Source organism: Flavobacterium succinicans LMG 10402 (assembly GCF_000611675.1).
Lineage (GTDB): Bacteria > Bacteroidota > Bacteroidia > Flavobacteriales > Flavobacteriaceae > Flavobacterium > Flavobacterium succinicans.
Window position 1 is genome coordinate 28,100 of record NZ_JATV01000007.1, and the last position, 17,685, is coordinate 45,784.

Annotated in this window: 16 protein-coding genes; 12 read left to right on the forward strand and 4 right to left on the reverse strand. The window is 36.1% G+C overall.

The window, feature by feature from the left end; all coding sequences use genetic code 11:
• Positions 1 to 20: 20 nt before the first annotated feature.
• Entirely contained in the window at positions 21 to 398 is a 378-nt protein-coding gene (locus tag AO58_RS0108210; protein ID WP_024981250.1) for a hypothetical protein, read from the reverse strand.
• Positions 399 to 536: 138 nt separating this feature from the next.
• On the opposite strand from AO58_RS0108210, the gene AO58_RS0108215 reads away from it, so the two are divergent.
• The 12 genes from AO58_RS0108215 (at position 537) to AO58_RS0108275 (ending at position 13,788) form a co-directional block, all read left to right on the forward strand.
• Complete coding sequence (locus tag AO58_RS0108215; RefSeq protein WP_024981251.1) at positions 537 to 1,490, forward strand: ion channel; 954 nt, start codon at positions 537 to 539, stop codon at positions 1,488 to 1,490.
• A gap of 70 nt (positions 1,491 to 1,560) precedes the next feature.
• Positions 1,561 to 2,457 carry a MerR family transcriptional regulator gene (locus tag AO58_RS0108220; RefSeq protein ID WP_024981252.1) on the forward strand — a complete coding sequence of 299 codons (897 nt, stop codon included), beginning with the start codon at positions 1,561 to 1,563 and terminating at the stop codon, positions 2,455 to 2,457.
• Positions 2,458 to 2,487: 30 nt separating this feature from the next.
• Entirely contained in the window at positions 2,488 to 3,954 is a 1,467-nt protein-coding gene (crtID, locus tag AO58_RS0108225; RefSeq protein ID WP_024981253.1) for a bifunctional phytoene desaturase/3,4-desaturase, read from the forward strand.
• A 2-nt stretch (positions 3,955 to 3,956) separates the two neighbouring features.
• Positions 3,957 to 4,796, forward strand: coding sequence for a phytoene/squalene synthase family protein (locus tag AO58_RS0108230; protein WP_024981254.1), 840 nt, complete (start codon positions 3,957 to 3,959; stop codon positions 4,794 to 4,796).
• Positions 4,797 to 4,824: 28 nt separating this feature from the next.
• Complete coding sequence (locus tag AO58_RS0108235; protein ID WP_024981255.1) at positions 4,825 to 5,265, forward strand: sterol desaturase family protein; 441 nt, start codon at positions 4,825 to 4,827, stop codon at positions 5,263 to 5,265.
• Positions 5,266 to 5,432: 167 nt separating this feature from the next.
• Positions 5,433 to 5,894, forward strand: a complete 462-nt coding sequence (locus AO58_RS0108240) for an SRPBCC family protein (RefSeq protein WP_024981256.1) — start codon at positions 5,433 to 5,435, stop codon at positions 5,892 to 5,894.
• Positions 5,894 to 7,189, forward strand: coding sequence for a cryptochrome/photolyase family protein (locus AO58_RS0108245; protein WP_024981257.1), 1,296 nt, complete (start codon positions 5,894 to 5,896; stop codon positions 7,187 to 7,189). Before AO58_RS0108240 ends, AO58_RS0108245 begins: the two co-directional genes overlap by 1 nt.
• Before the next feature lie 522 nt (positions 7,190 to 7,711).
• Positions 7,712 to 8,299: a DUF3347 domain-containing protein gene (locus AO58_RS17065; protein WP_024981259.1), complete on the forward strand. Its 588-nt coding sequence runs from the start codon at positions 7,712 to 7,714 to the stop codon at positions 8,297 to 8,299.
• A 67-nt stretch (positions 8,300 to 8,366) separates the two neighbouring features.
• Entirely contained in the window at positions 8,367 to 10,592 is a 2,226-nt protein-coding gene (locus tag AO58_RS0108260; protein ID WP_370696019.1) for a multicopper oxidase family protein, read from the forward strand.
• 30 nt (positions 10,593 to 10,622) lie between these two features.
• Positions 10,623 to 11,189 (forward strand): helix-turn-helix domain-containing protein, encoded by a 567-nt coding sequence (locus AO58_RS0108265; protein ID WP_024981261.1) that lies wholly within the window; start codon positions 10,623 to 10,625, stop codon positions 11,187 to 11,189.
• A gap of 107 nt (positions 11,190 to 11,296) precedes the next feature.
• Positions 11,297 to 11,566: a cation transporter gene (locus tag AO58_RS0108270; protein WP_024981262.1), complete on the forward strand. Its 270-nt coding sequence runs from the start codon at positions 11,297 to 11,299 to the stop codon at positions 11,564 to 11,566.
• Positions 11,567 to 11,577: 11 nt separating this feature from the next.
• Complete coding sequence (locus tag AO58_RS0108275) at positions 11,578 to 13,788, forward strand: heavy metal translocating P-type ATPase (protein ID WP_024981263.1); 2,211 nt, start codon at positions 11,578 to 11,580, stop codon at positions 13,786 to 13,788.
• Positions 13,789 to 14,858: 1,070 nt separating this feature from the next.
• Here the strand turns inward: AO58_RS0108275 and AO58_RS0108295 are convergent.
• The 3 genes from AO58_RS0108295 to AO58_RS0108305 form a co-directional block, all read right to left on the reverse strand.
• Complete coding sequence (locus tag AO58_RS0108295) at positions 14,859 to 16,280, reverse strand: SDR family oxidoreductase (RefSeq protein ID WP_024981266.1); 1,422 nt, start codon at positions 16,278 to 16,280, stop codon at positions 14,859 to 14,861.
• Between the two features lie 211 nt (positions 16,281 to 16,491).
• Positions 16,492 to 17,175 (reverse strand): SDR family NAD(P)-dependent oxidoreductase, encoded by a 684-nt coding sequence (locus AO58_RS0108300; protein WP_024981267.1) that lies wholly within the window; start codon positions 17,173 to 17,175, stop codon positions 16,492 to 16,494.
• Between the two features lie 111 nt (positions 17,176 to 17,286).
• The gene (locus AO58_RS0108305; protein WP_035717523.1) at positions 17,287 to 17,571 is read right to left on the reverse strand and encodes a TIGR03643 family protein; all 285 of its coding nucleotides are present in this window, start codon (positions 17,569 to 17,571) and stop codon (positions 17,287 to 17,289) included.
• Positions 17,572 to 17,685: the final 114 nt, after the last annotated feature.

The window sequence follows — 17,685 nt, forward strand, 5'->3', positions numbered from 1 at the left end:
TTTTTGGTTAGTATACTGTTTTATTTATTAAATAATAAATCTATAACTCCAAGAGCTACAGCAGCTCCAATATTATTGGTTCCATAAGGGTTGAAGGAGTCTATTTTTGTGGCTCTAGCAAAAACAGCATTTTGTGGGATGTATAATGATTTGCTGTATTTGGCCTCTTGATTTTTTAAGTAAAAACTATCGTTCAAGCCACTCGCGGGATTATAAATATTCAATAAATAGGGTTTTGTCTGTGTTTTGAAATTAAAATTAGGATGAGTAAAATGGATGCCATTGTAATTTGAGAAAGCTAATTTTGGTTGAAAATTAGCCGCTGGAATAGTCATTTTGAGGTTTTGAGAATACAGTTGGGAAGTCGCTAGCACAAAAAGAAAAAGTAATGTTTTCATGGGTGGATTTTTTGGTACATAAAAATAACTTTTTTTCGGTTACTTTAAATTTGAATTTAAATTCTTGTGTTAATTCGTTACTTTTAATGCATATAATAGAACTAAAGCAGAGTTTTTAGTAAATAATCATTAAATTTTATGGCACTTTTTCAACGATTGAATTCTAAATCAATACCAATTATTAATTCGGGATTTGGTTCGAATGCAACCAGTAACGGGAAACGTTTTTTGAACAAAGATGGTAATGCAAGAGTAAAACGATTAGGACTTTCTTTTTTTGAAAGTAAAAGTTGGTACCATACGCTATTGGATTTGCCTTCTTGGAAGTTTTTGGGTTTATTGTTGTTGTTTTACATGGGGATTAATTTTGTTTTTGCATGTTTGTATTTTGCCATTGGAATAGAACACTTAAATGGGATAGCAACTACTCAAAGCCGATGGGAACAGTTTGGTCAAGCTTATTTTTTTAGTGCTCAAACATTTACTACGGTTGGTTATGGTCATATTAGTCCTGTTGGGTTTTTAACCAGTTCGCTATCTGCTGCCGAAGCTTTAATTGGATTGTTAAGTTTTGCCATTGCAACAGGATTATTTTTCGGTCGATTTAGTAAACCTAAAATTTATTTGAAATTTTCAGATAACGTCATTATTGCACCTTATCAAAATGGAACGGCTTTGATGTTTCGACTAGCACCTTACAAAAACACGAATTATCTTGACACCGAAGTCAACGTAACTTTGGGATTAAGCATAGAGGAGAACGGAGTTTTGACCAATAAATTTTACACTTTAGACTTAGAAATTAGTAAAGTAAATACGCTAATGTTAAGTTGGACCATAGTGCATCCTATTACTGAGAAAAGTCCTTTGTATCAATTTACTGAACAGGATTTTCAAAATGTACAAGGCGAAATTTTAGTTTTTGTCAAAACTTTTGATGATATGTACAGCACGACTGTTGCTACTAGAACGTCTTATGTTTTTTCGGAATTGGTCTTTGGTGCTAAGTTTACTCCAATTTTTGAAAGTAGTGATAAACACCAATACACTTTAATACATTTGGACGCCCTTAGCGATTATAAAAAAATATAAGGTTTAGTCTTTTTTTGCATTGTTTATCAAAAATAATATTTTACATTTGTTTAATGAAAAACTCAAAACGATGAACAATGTTAAAAATGTATTCAGTATAAAGGATCTTGAAAATCTTTCCGGTATCAAAGCGCATACCATTCGTATTTGGGAAAAGCGCTACAATGTTTTGCAGCCCATGCGAACGGATACTAACATTCGTTTGTATGATTTACATAGTTTGCAAAAGTTATTGAATATTACTTTGCTTCACGATTACGGATACAAAATATCTAAAATAGCTACTTATTCTGAAGAGAAAATACATTCTTTAGTTCGAGAAATTGTAACGTCTAAAAATGCAAATAATCATGCGATTAGTGACTTTAAACTAGCCATGATGAATTTTGATCAAGATTTGTTCTTTAAAACTTATGACTGGTTAATTGAAAAAAAGACCTTCAAGGAAGTTTTTATGCAAGTCTTTGTTCCTTTAATGAATGAATTGGGATTGTTGTGGCAAACGGATACTATTACTCCAGCACATGAACATTTTGTGAGTTATTTAATCAAACAAAAACTATTGGTAAACATTGAACAACTACAAAAACAACCCGTAACGAATCACGATAGGGTGTTTGTATTGTCACTACCCATGAATGAAATTCACGAACTAGGCTTGATGTATCTACATTACGAAATATTATTGAACGGATATAAAACGGTTTATTTGGGTGAAAGTATGCCTATAGATAATTTACCCATGTTAAAGAACAGTTTCGACTCGATCACTTATATCACCTACATGACTGTGCAGCCGGATCGGGAATCTGTAGATAGTTATGTGGCCTCTATGCAACAAGAATTATTAGGTGACGGCACACAGCTATGGTTCATAGGTAGACTAGTGGAATCCATTACTCAGGAACAATTAACCAATGATAGTCGAGTGTTCGAATCTATCTCAGAATTAATTGATGCTATTTAAAAATATAAAAACTAACGCTCCAAATACTAAATGAAAAAGATTACAATTATTGGATCTGGATTTTCTGCTTTATCCGCCTCTTGTTACTTGGCCCAGAGTGGTCATGATGTTACTGTTTTTGAGAAAAATGAAACAATAGGCGGGAGAGCTAGACAATTAAAAGCGCAAGGATTTACTTTTGATATGGGCCCAAGTTGGTATTGGATGCCAGATATTTTCGAACGTTTTTTTGCTGATTTTGGCAAAAAGCCTTCGGATTATTATGAGTTGATCAAGTTGTCACCTGCTTACAGAGTGTACTTTGGTGTAGAAGATTTTATAGCCATAGCCGATAATTTAGATGAAATAGTAAACACTTTTGAATCCATCGAAAAAGGAAGTGGAAAAGTCTTGCGGGAATTCATGGCCGAAGCACAAAGTAATTATGATATCGCCATCAAGGATTTGGTATATAGACCGGGTGTTTCTCCTTTAGAATTAGTAACTACCAAAACCGCTCTAAAGGTAGGGCAATTTTTTAGCAATATCAGTAGAGATGTGCGCAAAAAGTTTTCCAACCCGAGATTGATTCAGATACTTGAATTCCCGGTTCTTTTTTTAGGTGCTAAACCTTCGGACACGCCTTCTTTTTATAGTTTCATGAACTTTGCCGATTTTGGTTTAGGAACTTGGCATCCCAAAACAGGAATGTTTGATGTGGTGCGTGCCATGGAAAGTTTAGCCAGAGAGTTAGGCGTGAAGTTTGTAACCAATGCAGCCATCGAAAAGATTGTTGTCGAAAACAAAACAGCCAAAGCCATAGTAATCAACGGTCAAACCATAACTTCCGACTTGGTGTTAAGTGGCGCCGATTATCATCATACGGAAACTTTGTTAGATTCTGAACATAGAGCTTATTCTGAAGCGTATTGGGATAGCCGTGTTTTTGCACCGTCTTCCTTGTTATTTTATGTTGGTTTCGATAAAAAAATAGAAAATATTTCGCATCATGCTTTATTCTTCGATGTTGATTTTTACCAACATGCCAAAGATATTTATGATGCACCACAATGGCCCAAAGAACCCTTGTTTTACGCCAATTTTCCTTCGCTAACCGATCCAACTGCAGCTCCTGAAGGTATGGAATCTGCTTTCTTTTTGGTGCCCTTAGCTCCAGGAATCGAAGACACCGAAGCCTTACGAGAACAATATTTTGATGTGATAATGACTCGTTTTGAGCAACTTACGAAACAAGATGTCCGAAAAAATATTATATTTAAACAATCATTTTGTAAAAATGATTTTGTTTCAGAGTATAATTCATATAAAGGAAACGCCTATGGAATGGCAAATACCTTGTTGCAAACCGCTTTTTTAAGACCAAAATTGAAAAGTAAAAAAGTGAAGAACTTATTTTTTACAGGACAATTAACCGTTCCGGGGCCAGGAGTGCCACCCGCTTTAATATCAGGAAAACTAGTATCAGAACTAATCAATAACCAATTTTCACTAGCCTAATTATGAAACAATTATTTGACGAGGTATCCTTCAAGTGCAGTAAATTAGTAACTAAAAATTACAGCACTTCCTTTTCGACAGCCGTGTATATGCTTGCGCCAAGCATCCGACGCGATATTTATAATATTTATGGTTTTGTGCGCTTTGCCGATGAAATCGTTGATTCATTTCATGGCTTTGACAAAGAAACTCTTATTAACGAATTTGAAATCGAATACTACAAAGCTTTAGAAACTGGTATAAGTCTGAATCCGATTCTGAATGCGTTTCAAGTGACGGTAAAAGAAAATAATATTTCTGACGATTTAGTGCAAGCCTTCTTAAAAAGTATGAAACTTGACTTAGTAAAGTCAGCGTATCACACCCAAGCTGAATATGCCGAATACATTTATGGTTCAGCAGATGTGGTAGGTTTAATGTGTCTTAAAGTTTTTGTGAAAGGCGACGATGAAAAATATAATCTACTCAAAGACGAAGCCATGCGTCTAGGTTCAGCCTTTCAAAAAGTAAATTTCCTACGCGATTTAAAAGACGATAACTTAGTCTTAAACCGTAACTATTTCCCTGGAGTCGATTTGCGTTCTTTTGATGAAGACTCCAAAAAAGCGATCATTGACGAGATCAGAGAGGATTTTAGAGTCGCTCGTGAAGGTATAAAAAAATTACCGCTCGAGGCCAAATTTGGAGTGTTTACCGCTTATATCTATTATCTAAAATTACTTCGAAAACTCGAAAATACGCCTTGCCACAAAATCGGAACCGAAAGAATTCGAGTATCCAATTATTCAAAAGCCGGATTGCTAGCACAGTCATTTGTGACGTATAAATTACGAATGGTTTAATTTAATTTTTTTTTAAAAAATATTTACAATGCTTAATTTTTTCATATTTCTAGGAGTTTTTCTTTTTATGGAGTGCGTCACTTGGTGTACACATAAGTTCGTGATGCACGGTTTTATGTGGTATTTTCACGCCGATCACCATCAGCCAAAATATGCTCATATCTTTGAGCGCAACGATATTTTCTTTGTCATTTTTGCCATTCCTAGTATTCTCCTTTTTTATTTTGGTGTAGAAGGTGGTCTTAATTATTTGTTTTTTATCGGATTGGGTATCTTTTTTTATGGATTGTGTTACTTTCTAATCCACGATGTTTTGATTCATCAACGCTTCAAGTGGTTCAAAAACACCAACAATAAATATCTAATCGGACTCAGAAAAGCCCACAAAGTACACCACAAACATTTAGGGAAAGAACACGGCGAATGTTTCGGAATGCTATTCGTACCCTTCAAATATTATAAAATGTAGTTTTTGGGCGTGCCCCCCGAAACACGAATATACTACCGACACCATTCTCCAATCGGGGGTCGGGTCATCCATTCCCGCTTTGTTGTAGTGGCTTTTATCGCCACTACAACAAGAGCTCCATTACTACCCCTCACGCAGGGAAAACAACATCATTTATTGCATACATTATGAAAGTATATAAATTAGAAACTGTTCAACACGTAAACGCTACATTGGACGAATGTTGGGCTTTTTTTTCTAGTCCACAAAATCTGCAAAAAATTACGCCTCTGGATATGGGGTTTCAAATCGTAGATTTCGACGGAAGAACTGCCTATCCTGGTCAAGTGATACAATACAAAGTGTCGCCATTGGCAGGTATAAAACTCAGTTGGATGACCATCATTACAGCCGTAAAAGACAAAAGCTATTTTATAGACGAGCAACGTTTTGGTCCCTACACTTTGTGGCACCACAAACATTTTTTTGAAGCCACTGAAAACGGAGTAAAAATGACGGATGTTGTTCATTACGCCCTTCCTTTAGGTTTTTTGGGTCGCATTATGAACACTCTTGTGGTCAAAAGCAAGTTAAAAGAAATATTCTCTTATCGAGAAAAAGCCGTAGATGAACTTTTTAATACCAAATAATGACTGCGCAGTCTATTACTTTTTTTTGGTTCCGTCGCGATTTACGGTTAGAAGATAATGTAGGCTTGTATCAGGCGTTACAAAGTTCCTATCCTGTAGTGCCTCTTTTCATTTTTGATGATGCCATTTTGGAGCATTTGCCTCAAGACGATGCTAGAGTCACTTTTATCTACGAATCACTTTCGAAAATCAACGAAAAATTAGTCGAATTGGGCAGTTCTCTTTTAGTAAAAAAAGGAGAAACACACGAAGTTTGGCAACAATTGATGTCTGAATTTGATATCAAAGAAGTCTTTTACAATAAAGATTACGAACCCTATGCTATAAAAAGAGACCAAGCGATTACCGAATTGTTAGCTCAAAATGGGGTAAAAGTGCAGGCATTCAAAGACCAAGTCATTTTTGAAGAAGCCGAAATCACCAAAGCTGATGGTTTGCCTTACACCGTTTACACGCCTTATAAAAACAAATGGTTAGAAAAATATCGTACACTAGCTCCCGTTGTGGAATATGATACTACTGTTTTTTCTAAGAATTGGTTGGTAAGTACTTTTGCATTTCCTGCTTTGTCTGCTATTGGTTTTGAAACCAGTGCCATCAAAGTCAAACCCCATAATTTGACTAAAATTGTTACCTATCACGAAACGCGTGATTTTCCCGCATTAGATACTACCTCATATTTATCTCCACATTTGCGATTTGGTACCGTTAGTGTTCGAAAATTAGTGAATTGGGCCGCACGAAAAAATGATGTTTTCTTGAGCGAACTCATCTGGAGAGAATTTTTTATGCAAATCCTGTATCATTTCCCCAAAGTAGTGCAACACAATTTTAAATCGGCCTACGACGGCATAGAATGGCGCAATGACCAAGACGATTTTCAACGTTGGTGTTCAGGAACTACAGGTTATCCAATGGTCGATGCTGGTATGCGTGAACTCAATGCGACAGGCTATATGCACAATCGAGTGCGTATGGTGGTAGCAAGCTTTTTGTGTAAGCATTTGTTATTGCCTTGGCAATGGGGCGAAGCCTATTTCGCTCAAAAGCTCTTAGACTATGATTTGTCTGCCAATGTAGGTAATTGGCAATGGGCTGCCGGTACAGGTTGCGATGCTGCTCCTTATTTTAGAGTGTTTAATCCTGATATTCAATTACAAAAATTTGATTCTAAAGGCCACTACATTCGAAAATGGATACCTGAATTTGACTTAGGCTACGGCTCACCTATGGTCGAACACGCTATGGCAAGAGATCGTGCCATTGCAAGGTATAAAGCGGGAATTTTGAAGTGAATACTTATTTTAAATGATAATTAATTTTACAATTTAGAATAAAAACAAATAAATGATTAGTTTTGCATCATGAAAAAATGGTTTTTTGTGCTATTGCTTGTTTTTTTTGGACTCTTTTGTGTTCCAATGAAAGGCTATGCTTGTGCTACAAAGAAATCGAGTGATAAAATCAGTACTTCAAAATGCGAGTCTTCAAAAACACAAAAGCAAACGTGTTGCGAAAATCATTCAAATAAGAAGTCTAATCCATGTTCAGGAAAATGTGGAAGCACCAAATGCTTAACTTCTTGCACTTCATTTAATTTATTTCTAAATATTGAGTTTACATTTGAATCAAGCATCTTTGAAAATTTCATTCAAAAAACTACTTTTTATTATGTAGATCCTTTCGTTTCTACAGGTCATGTTTCTATTTGGTTACCCCCAAAAATAATATAATTTTTTTGTTCCTAGCCATAGGTCTGTTTTCTTGAGAATGGAGACTTATGAGAAAAAATTGTATTATATCTAAATAGAAAAAAAATGAAACAAACATCAAAAATGTTGGTAGTAATCGCTGTATTATTATCAACCGTAACTTCACAGGCAAAACAAGTAATTCCTGCAAAAGGAATTAACCAATTTCAAAATACTAATAACGAGTCAGTAGATATCAAATCAATGGGTGAGACGCAAAAAGTGGATCAGCTCACCCCAGTTTTTGATACTTATTTTACAGTTAAAGACGCTTTAGTTAGTAGTAACGGTAATGATGTGGCGGGAAAAGCAAAGCAAATGCTTTTGGCTATTAAAAGCGTTAAAATGGAAAAATTAGACATGAAAGTTCATATGGTTTGGATGAAGGTTGTGAAAGATTTGACTGAAGATGCTGAACATATTTCAGAGACAAAAGATCCAAAACACCAAAGAGATCATTTTATTACCTTGTCTAAAAATGTATATCAATTAATGAAAGTATCCAAACAAGCTGCGCCTGTTTACTTCCAACATTGTCCAATGGCAAATGGTGGAAAAGGAGCCAATTGGCTTAGTAAAGAGAGTACTGTCAAAAATCCATATTATGGATCAATGATGCTAACTTGTGGTAAAGTAGTGGAAACTATAAAATAATTTTAAGGCGAAATGTTTTCATTTCGCCTTATTAATTAGATGTACTATGATAGATATAAAAAAAAGGATGAGGCTACTGAAAGTCTCTTTACTGTTAATGCTGTTTTCAGTTGTAAGTTTTGCTCAAAATGTGGTTCGATATGATTTGTATGTTCGTGATACTGTAGTCAATTTTACCGGTAACCCCAAGAGAGCTATTGCAGTAAACGGTCAAATTCCAATGCCGACTTTAACTTTTACCGAAGGGGATATTGCAGAAATTTATGTGCATAATGAGCTAAAGGAATCCACCTCTTTGCATTGGCACGGTTTGTTTTTGCCCAACCAAGAAGATGGCGTTCCCAATTTGACTCAAATGCCAATTGCTCCTAATACCACACACAAATATACTTTTCCCATTATACAAAACGGAACCCATTGGTATCACAGCCATTCAGGTTTACAAGAGCAAATAGGAATGTATGGATCAATGGTTTTGAAAAAGCGTTCGACGGATGAGCGGTTTAGAGATGGAATAGATAATCTGCCTACTGTACCCATTATTTTAAGTGAGTGGACCGATATCAATCCTAATAATGTGCATAGAATGTTGCATAATGCGACCGATTGGTTTGCTATAAAAAAAGGGACTACTCAAAGTTATGCTGAAGCAATTAACCAAGGACACTTTGGTACTAAATTGAATAATGAATGGAAGCGCATGAACGCTATGGATGTAAGCGATGTTTTCTATGATGCTTTTTTAATTAATGGTAAAAAGGAAACGCAATTATCGCAATTCAAGGCCGGTGATAAAGTACGCTTACGCATTTCAAATGGAGGCGCTTCTACTTATTTTTGGCTAACTTATGCTGGCGGAAAAATAACAGTTGTGGCTAACGACGGAAATGATGTTGAACCTATCGAGGTGGATCGCTTGCTTATAGCTGTTTCTGAAACCTACGATGTAGTAGTTACTATACCAAATGATGGAGAGTCCTACGAATTTTTGGCAACCGCTGAAGACAGAACGAAATCAACTTCATTGTATTTAGGAAATGGCCCAAAGCAATTAGCCAAACCATTACCTAAATTAAAGTATTTTGAGGGAATGAAAATGATGAATGGTATGATGAAAATGAATGGGGATTTAGATGATATGGGAATGAGCATGAGTTTGAATCAAATGGATATGAATGTAGTAATGTATCCTGAAATTACGGGTGAAGCAAAAAAAGCTACGAGTAAAAAGACTATGAATATGTCTGAAAGTGACTATGATAGTAATGCCCTTTCCGATATTGTAACGCTCAATTATGCTATGTTAAAATCACCTTGGAAAACTAGTTTGCCCAAGGATGCTCCAGTAAAAGAATTGCGTTTTGAACTTACTGGAAATATGAATCGGTACGTATGGAGCTTAAATAATAAAGTAGTTTCTGAAACCGATAAAATATTGATTAAAAAGGGAGAAAACGTTCGGATTACCATTTATAATGGATCCATGATGAGACATCCAATGCATTTGCATGGTCATGATTTTAGGTTACTTAACAATCAAGGTGATTATGCTCCTTTGAAAAATGTGGTTGATATCATGCCAATGGAAACAGATACGTTGGAATTTAATGCTAATGTGGAAGGAGATTGGTTTTTTCATTGTCATATCTTGTACCACATGATGGCAGGAATGGGTAGGGTTTTTACTTATGAAAATCAGGCTGCAAATCCTTTGATTCCCAATCCTAAATTGGCGCAAAAGCAATTGTTTGCCGAAGATCGAATGTTTCATTTTATGTCTGAAAATGACTTTGCCACCAATGGAAACGATGGAGAAGTCATGTTTAGTAATACTCGGTGGAGTATTGGAACCGAATGGAGATTGGGCTATAACGATCATCATGGGTACGAAACAGAAACTCATATTGGGCGGTACTTGGGTAAAATGCAATGGATAATGCCCTTTGTTGGATTTGATTGGAGATACAGAAAAATGAATTTAGGACAACAGGAAAAAAATCTGTTCGGACAATCTAATACAAAAGATAACCGTTCTGTAGTAAGTTTGGGAATAGAATATGTATTACCTATGTTGGTAAAACTACAAACTGAAGTGTATTCGGATGGAAATGTTCGACTACAATTAGAACGAAAGGATATCCCAATTTCGAAACGCTTACGAATGAATGTGATGTGGAATACGGATAAAGAGTATATGGCAGGATTACGCTATATTACCGGAAGGAATTTTGGTATTACCACACATTATGATAGTGATATGGGGCTTGGATTTGGAATTAATTTGAATTATTAAAGAGAATCAAAACTAATGGTAAAAAAACAAATGAAAATCTATATCAAAAATATGGTGTGCCCTCGTTGTATTATGGTGGTACAATCTGAGTTGGAAAAGAGCGGGTTTACGCCACTTTCCGTATCTCTTGGTGAAGTAGTTTTTGAAAAGGATCTTGCTGTAAGTGACCAAGAAATTATAGCTAAAACACTTCAAAATGTTGGTTTTGAAATCATCGAAGACCAAAAAAAGCAAGGCGTTGAAAAAGTAAAAAACTTGATTATTGATTTGGTTCAAAATCAAAATTCGACACTCAAAAACACCCTTTCCGACTATTTGAGCACCCAATTGGATTGTGACTATAAATACATTACTACTTTATTTACTGAACTCGAAGGCACTACGATTGAGAAATATTTCATCGCTCAAAAAATCGAAAAAGTCAAAGAATTGTTGGTGTACAACGAATTAACATTGAGTGAAATTGCCTTTCAGTTGCAGTATTCCAGCGTGGCACATTTGAGCAATCAATTCAAAAGCGTAACGGGATTAACTCCGAGTTATTTCAAAAATCTTCGCGCTGACCGCCGCATTCCCTTAGACCAAGTGAAAGCATAATTTTTATAGTTCACCTTCTGAAATTGTTGTAATTCTTTTGGATAATTGTGTAATACTTCTCAATTTGATTCCAAGTAATTTTGTACTGTAATTTAAAACAGTATACTATGAGAACAACTATAAAGAGACAAATTCCTGTTTTACAAATGGGATGTGCGTCTTGCGCCAATAAAATCGCTTCAAAGGTTCAAGTCTTAAATGGGATTGTTTCAGCCGAAGTCAACTATGCTTCGGCGATGCTTTCCCTTGAGTTTTTTCCAAAAATCATTACCCTAACCGAAGTCCAAAAAGCAGTGCAAGATGCAGGCTATGATTTGTTTATTGAAGAAGGAGCCAATGAAAACAAAACCTTGTCTTCGATACAAGAAGAAAATTAAAACAGTATACTATGAGAACAACTATAAAGAGACAAATTCCTGTTTTACAAATGGGATGTGCGTCTTGCGCCAATAAAATCGCTTCAAAGGTTCAAGTCTTAAATGGGATTGTTTCAGCCGAAGTCAACTATGCTTCGGCGATGCTTTCCCTTGAGTTTTTTCCAAAAATCATTACCCTAACCGAAGTCCAAAAAGCAGTGCAAGATGCAGGCTATGATTTGTTTATTGAAGAAGGAGCCAATGAAAACAAAACCTTGTCTTCGATACAAGAAGAAAAAATGACCACTTTAAAAAACAAAACCATTTGGGCTTTGCTATTGGCTTTGCCTATTGTAATTATTGGAATGTTTTTTATGGAAATGCCTTATGCTAACGAAATTATGTGGGTGTTAGCAACTCCTGTTGTTTTCGGATTTGGAAGTAGTTTTTTTGTAAATGCTTGGAAGCAAGCTAAACATCGTTCGGCCAATATGGACACACTCGTGGCGCTGAGTACGGGAGTCGCGTATATATTTAGTGTATTCAATACATTATTTCCGGAGTATTGGCATCAAAAAGGCCTACACGGACACGTCTATTTTGAAGCAGCAGCTGTAGTGATTGCTTTTATTTTATTAGGCAAATGGTTGGAAGAAAACGCCAAATCCAATACTTCCACTGCCATAAAAAAGTTGATGGCGTTGCAACCTAATGAGGTCACTTTGTGGCTAGACAACGAGCAACAAAAAGTAATTCCTATTGCCCAAGTCAAAGTAGGGGATAAATTGCTGGTAAAACCCGGTGAGCGAATTGCGGTCGATGGGGTTGTGATAAGTGGCGATTCCTATGTAGATGAAAGTATGTTAAGTGGTGAACCCATTCCCGTACTCAAAATGGCAAATGAAAAAGTTTGGGCGGGAACACTCAATCAAAAAGGGAGTTTGGTATTCCAAGCAGTTCAAATTGGCTCCGAAACCCTTTTGGCACACATCGTCAAAACAGTCCAAGACGCACAAGGAAGTAAAGCGCCTGTCCAAAAAAAGGTCGATTTTATTGCTAGTATTTTTGTGCCTGTGGTTATGGCGATTGCGGTTGTAGCTTTTGTTTTGTGGTGGAGCTTTGGAGGAGAAAATGGTTTTACACAAGGAATTTTGGCTTTAGTTACTGTTTTGGTGATTGCTTGTCCGTGTGCCTTGGGATTGGCAACTCCTACTGCCATTATGGTTGGAGTAGGCAAGGGTGCTGAAAATGGGATACTTATCAAAGATGCACTAAGTTTAGAATTGGCACAAAAGATAGACACCATCGTTCTAGATAAAACAGGTACCATCACGGAAGGAAAACCTAAAGTAACCGAGGAATTGTGGAGTAGTAACGATTCCAATTTACGTTCCATTTTGTTGAGTATAGAATCGCAATCGGAACATCCTTTGGCGGAAGCTGTGGTGCAACATTTGCAAGGAGTTCCAACGGTTTCGATTACTAATTTCGAGAGTGTTACGGGTCAAGGTGTTCGTGCTAAAGTAGGAGGTGAGGAGTATTTTATAGGCAATCCCTCTTTTTTAAAAGCCAACCAAATCAAAATAAACGATGACTTCCTTCAAAAAAGTACTGCTTGGGAAGCCGAAGCCAAAACCGTAATTGGCTATGCTAATGCAACTAGTGTTTTAGCTCTCTTGGCCATTTCGGATGCGGTAAAACCCACTTCGGTGGCTGCGATTCGTGAGTTGGAACAAATGGGCATTGCGGTCTATATGCTAACCGGCGATACTGAAAAAGCCGCCCAAGCGATGGCCGCCCAAACGGGAATTACTCACTACAAAGGCGGAGTTTTGCCCAAACAAAAAGCCGATTTCATCAAGGAATTACAAGCCCAAGGCAAAACAGTAGCGATGGTAGGTGATGGGATTAACGATAGCACCGCATTGGCTCAAGCCGATGTTAGTATTGCTATGGGAAAAGGAAGCGCTATTGCGATGGAAGTCGCCAATATGACGCTAATGACCTCCGATTTGCATAAGATTCCGCAAGCGATACGCTTGTCTAAAGCTACCGTAGCTACGATTCACCAAAATTTATTTTGGGCCTTTATTTACAATGTGATTGGAGTTCCTATCGCGGCAGGTTTTTTATTTCCGTTCAATGGCTTTTTGCTCAACCCAATGCTAGCGGGCGCAGCCATGGCACTCAGCAGCGTTAGTGTGGTAAGCAATAGTTTGAGATTGAAACTGAAAAAGTTGTAGGGAAGTAAACTTTTAAAAAATCAAATTCCAAATTCCAAGTGGTCGCAGTAGCCTTGGAATTTGGAATTAAAATCTTGGGATTTATCTCGAAACTTCGGGATGGGGATTTGTCAAATTAAAAATTAATCTTTTTTATGTTGTTGTTCGGTATGATTTTGATTTCCATTAAGCATTGTGTCTCCCTCGTTTAGTCCGTTTGACATTCCGACCATAAATGCTGTAATAATTAGAATAATTTTTCTTTTTATCCAAAGAAGAGGTCGTTTAGATTTCTCTAAACGTGTTTTGTTATTATGTTTATACATTTAGTAAATGATAAAAGATTATACATTTTTTATATTCTTATGCGCTGATTGGCATAAATGCTTAAAAATTAATTTATGCTATGTATAAACTTTTGTATGCGTTTTTTGAAGTAATCAATTCATTTATAAAGATGTTTTGGGACATCATAGCACTTACTTCTTGATAAAGTAGTGTTTGAATTTTTAAAAGAACCTTGACTTGAAGATTAATAAAATCTTTGATGTCTAGACATAAAAATAGAATTGGAAAGGAGGTAATCTTAGATGAATTTACTTGCTTGAAGAAGTATAATCCGGAATCTTTCGTGTTTAATTCTGTTTTGAGAATTACGTTCGAGAATTGATAATAAGCTGCTGAATTTGTTTGAGAATGTAAAGTACAATCATTAACAACTAGTCCAAAAACTAGAATGAGAGAAAGAAGATATTTTATGTTTTTGTTCAATCTAATTAATTCTAATTGCTTGTTTGAGTTTGGTGTTTTTTAGCGGATTATTTTTCTTTAAACGAAACTACAAATAAAATGGATAATTTCACTAAGTCCTCAACCTAAAGTTTTAACTCAAGTTTCAATTTTTACAAATAACAAAATCATTTTTTTGATTTTTTCCACCTTGTGAAATAAAACTAAAGTTTTTTTTGTGGAAACTATTTTATCGGAGCTAATATCTCTGAAGCAACAAATTCCAAATTCCAAGTTGTCGCAAAAGCCTTGGAATTTGGAATTTAAATTTTGGAATTTGAAATTTCTTTCAAGAATTAAATCTATTTTTTAATCAATTTATTAATCATGCCTTCAAAGATAAAGCCATGAAAGGGGAGAACGGAGTACCAATACAATTTGCCCCAAAAACCATGCGGTTTGAAAGTGGCGGCTTGGTATAGTGTATTCTGTATTATTTTGAATTCTAGCCAAGCTTCTCCTGGGAGTTTCATTTCGGCATACAAAACGAGCTTGCCTTCTTTTTTGTTGGCATACAATACCCGCCAAAAATCCAAAACGTCACCTGAGTGGATATCGTGTTTGTTGGTACGTCCTCTGCGAAGCCCCACACCTCCAACTAGTTTGTCAAGAAAACCCCGTATTTCCCAAAGCCAGTCGCCATAATACCAACCCGTTTCGCCACCAATAGACCAAATGCGTTCCGTGGTATAGGAGCGGTTGAGGATTTCTTTTTTGCGACGATCGATGAAGCAATTCTTTTTAGGTACTTTGAGGTAATCGGCAACACTCCCAGTGAATTGACCGCTAATCATAGCGTCTTTCCAACTTGACACAATGTCGTCTTTGTCTATTTTGACAAGCGCTCTTGCAACCGCTTCGTTGTAGGTCATAGGCACAACTCCTAGTAATGCGTTAATTCGGTTGTCTTTGCAAACTACTTCTACTTTCATACTACTTACCAAAGCAGCAGCGAGTTTGTAAGTTGTTGAAGTAACAAAATACAACCAATATGATGACAATTTGGGTGTCATTACGGGAATTGTGTAGATGTAGCGTTTCAATCCTGCGGCTTGTGCAAACCCCAAGAGCATTTCTTTGTAAGTTAAAATATCAGGACCACCTATGTCAAAGTTTTGATCGTAAGTTTCAGGTTGATGTAAACTTCCCATCAAAAAATCCAACACATCCGAAATAGCTATCGGTTGGCATTTGGTATTGAGCCATTTTGGAGTAATCATAACAGGAAGTTTGTTGACCAAGTCACGGATGATTTCAAAAGAAGCACTTCCAGAACCTACAATGATGCCAGCTCTTAAAGTTGTGATAGCAAAAAGACCTGTTTTAAGAACATCTTCAACTGCTTTTCTTGAGGCCAAATGCTTGGATAAAATAACATCATTAACGATACCACTCAAATAAATGACTTGTTTTACTCGGGTGAGGTTCATTCGGTCTACAAAATTCAAAGCGGATGCATACTCCAGCTCATCATAATTCTTGGCCGAACCTGACATCGAATGAATCAAATAATAAGCGGCATCAATTTCATTGGGAATGCTACTTAAACTTTCTTGATTCAAAAAATCGACTTCTATTACACGTACTTGATTTACATATTCCTCGGGAAGCGTAAAACGGTCTTTGTCTCTTACACAACAAATCACATGATGCCCTTGGGCCACTAGCAAAGGCAGTAGTCGCTTTCCAATATATCCTGTGGCTCCTGTTAAAAGAATATTCATTTGGTTTGTTAATTGATTGATAACAATATAGTTAAAAAAATTGTGTAATCTTAGAAATAACCGATAGAATTGCTAAAATTATCGATAAAACTGTCTGAATCATGTTTTTTTGATTACTAATTCTTATATTTTTTCTGGTCAATTACTGTTGGTAATCTAGAATTCTATTGGACTGATTTTTTTGTATTACTTTAATTTCAATCAAATGATTTTATATTTTAAAACTAACCATACCATAATCCATGGCAAAAACTTGTCCCGAAATGGATTTGGCTTCTTCTGAAATTAGAAAATTTGCCATCTGTGCTACTTCATCTGGTTTTAGATACCCTTTCATCGGATGGCGTTCAATCATGTTTTCTTTCATTCTATCATTTCTTAAAATACCCGCTGCTAATGAAGTTTCGGTAATTGTGGGCGCAATTGCGTTTACGCGTACAACTGAAGCTAGTTCCGCTCCTAATGATTTTACCAATCCCTCTACACCTGCTTTTGCTGTAGCAATACTTGCGTGAAAAGGCATTCCTAATTTTGCAGCAACAGTGCTAAACAAAAGAATAGAGGGTTGTTTCCCTTTTCGTAAGGCTGGCAAATATTTTTGTATGGCTTTTACAGCCCCAATAACATTGATTTCAAAATCGTTTTTAAAATCGGATATACTGAGGTTTCCGATTGGTTTTAAGTTAATCGAACCCGGACAATAAATTAAAGTATCAACGTCTTCAATGTCCGGAAGTGGGTCTTGTAAAACATCAACGGCATAGTGCGTTAAATTGGGATGAGATACATCTGGCGCTGTTCTACTGATGTTGATTACTTGATTCGATTGCAATTGTTGCATTAGTATCGCGCTACCAATTCCTTTGCTACCGCCAATAATTACGATGTTTTTCATATATGTAAAAGTTATTTGTTAGTGGTCATATATGGTATCGCCTTTATTTATCGGTGTTTGTTTGCAACAAACCTATTGTTAATGGCGATTTCATAATGTGTTGAGTTTGGTTTATCGTTTAGATATTTTGTTATGGGTGATTTGTCGCTGTAAAGCACATTTGAATCTTCCTTCGGTAAAATTTCGAAGTTTCTCGTGTTTGGTTTTTCGACCTTGTACTCTTGCGCGCCAAAGTCTGAAACTCGAAGGCTTCATTTCGGCACGCATCAAGTCGATGACTTCTTGTTCTTTTAATCCAAATTGCAATTGAATGGCTTCGAAAGTGGTTCGGTCTTCCCAAGCCATTTCTATAATTCGGTCGATTTCTAATTCTGTAAGGGCTATTTTGTTGGGCATAGCTAAAGCTTTTTATGATTTTTTTTGGTTATATCTGAACCCCTTTTATCAAAAAAAATATTTAAAACATATAAGTCAAATTAGTTTTAGTTTGAATTACTAAGTGAAATTTAT

Coding starts and splice junctions, on each gene's coding strand:
- AO58_RS0108210 (WP_024981250.1), bottom strand. CDS start 398: ATGAAAACATTACTTTTTCTTTTTGTGCTAGCGACTTCCCAACTGTAT.
- AO58_RS0108215 (WP_024981251.1), top strand. CDS start 537: ATGGCACTTTTTCAACGATTGAATTCTAAATCAATACCAATTATTAAT.
- AO58_RS0108220 (WP_024981252.1), top strand. CDS start 1,561: ATGAACAATGTTAAAAATGTATTCAGTATAAAGGATCTTGAAAATCTT.
- crtID (WP_024981253.1), top strand. CDS start 2,488: ATGAAAAAGATTACAATTATTGGATCTGGATTTTCTGCTTTATCCGCC.
- AO58_RS0108230 (WP_024981254.1), top strand. CDS start 3,957: ATGAAACAATTATTTGACGAGGTATCCTTCAAGTGCAGTAAATTAGTA.
- AO58_RS0108235 (WP_024981255.1), top strand. CDS start 4,825: ATGCTTAATTTTTTCATATTTCTAGGAGTTTTTCTTTTTATGGAGTGC.
- AO58_RS0108240 (WP_024981256.1), top strand. CDS start 5,433: ATGAAAGTATATAAATTAGAAACTGTTCAACACGTAAACGCTACATTG.
- AO58_RS0108245 (WP_024981257.1), top strand. CDS start 5,894: ATGACTGCGCAGTCTATTACTTTTTTTTGGTTCCGTCGCGATTTACGG.
- AO58_RS17065 (WP_024981259.1), top strand. CDS start 7,712: ATGAAACAAACATCAAAAATGTTGGTAGTAATCGCTGTATTATTATCA.
- AO58_RS0108260 (WP_370696019.1), top strand. CDS start 8,367: ATGAGGCTACTGAAAGTCTCTTTACTGTTAATGCTGTTTTCAGTTGTA.
- AO58_RS0108265 (WP_024981261.1), top strand. CDS start 10,623: ATGAAAATCTATATCAAAAATATGGTGTGCCCTCGTTGTATTATGGTG.
- AO58_RS0108270 (WP_024981262.1), top strand. CDS start 11,297: ATGAGAACAACTATAAAGAGACAAATTCCTGTTTTACAAATGGGATGT.
- AO58_RS0108275 (WP_024981263.1), top strand. CDS start 11,578: ATGAGAACAACTATAAAGAGACAAATTCCTGTTTTACAAATGGGATGT.
- AO58_RS0108295 (WP_024981266.1), bottom strand. CDS start 16,280: ATGAATATTCTTTTAACAGGAGCCACAGGATATATTGGAAAGCGACTA.
- AO58_RS0108300 (WP_024981267.1), bottom strand. CDS start 17,175: ATGAAAAACATCGTAATTATTGGCGGTAGCAAAGGAATTGGTAGCGCG.
- AO58_RS0108305 (WP_035717523.1), bottom strand. CDS start 17,571: ATGCCCAACAAAATAGCCCTTACAGAATTAGAAATCGACCGAATTATA.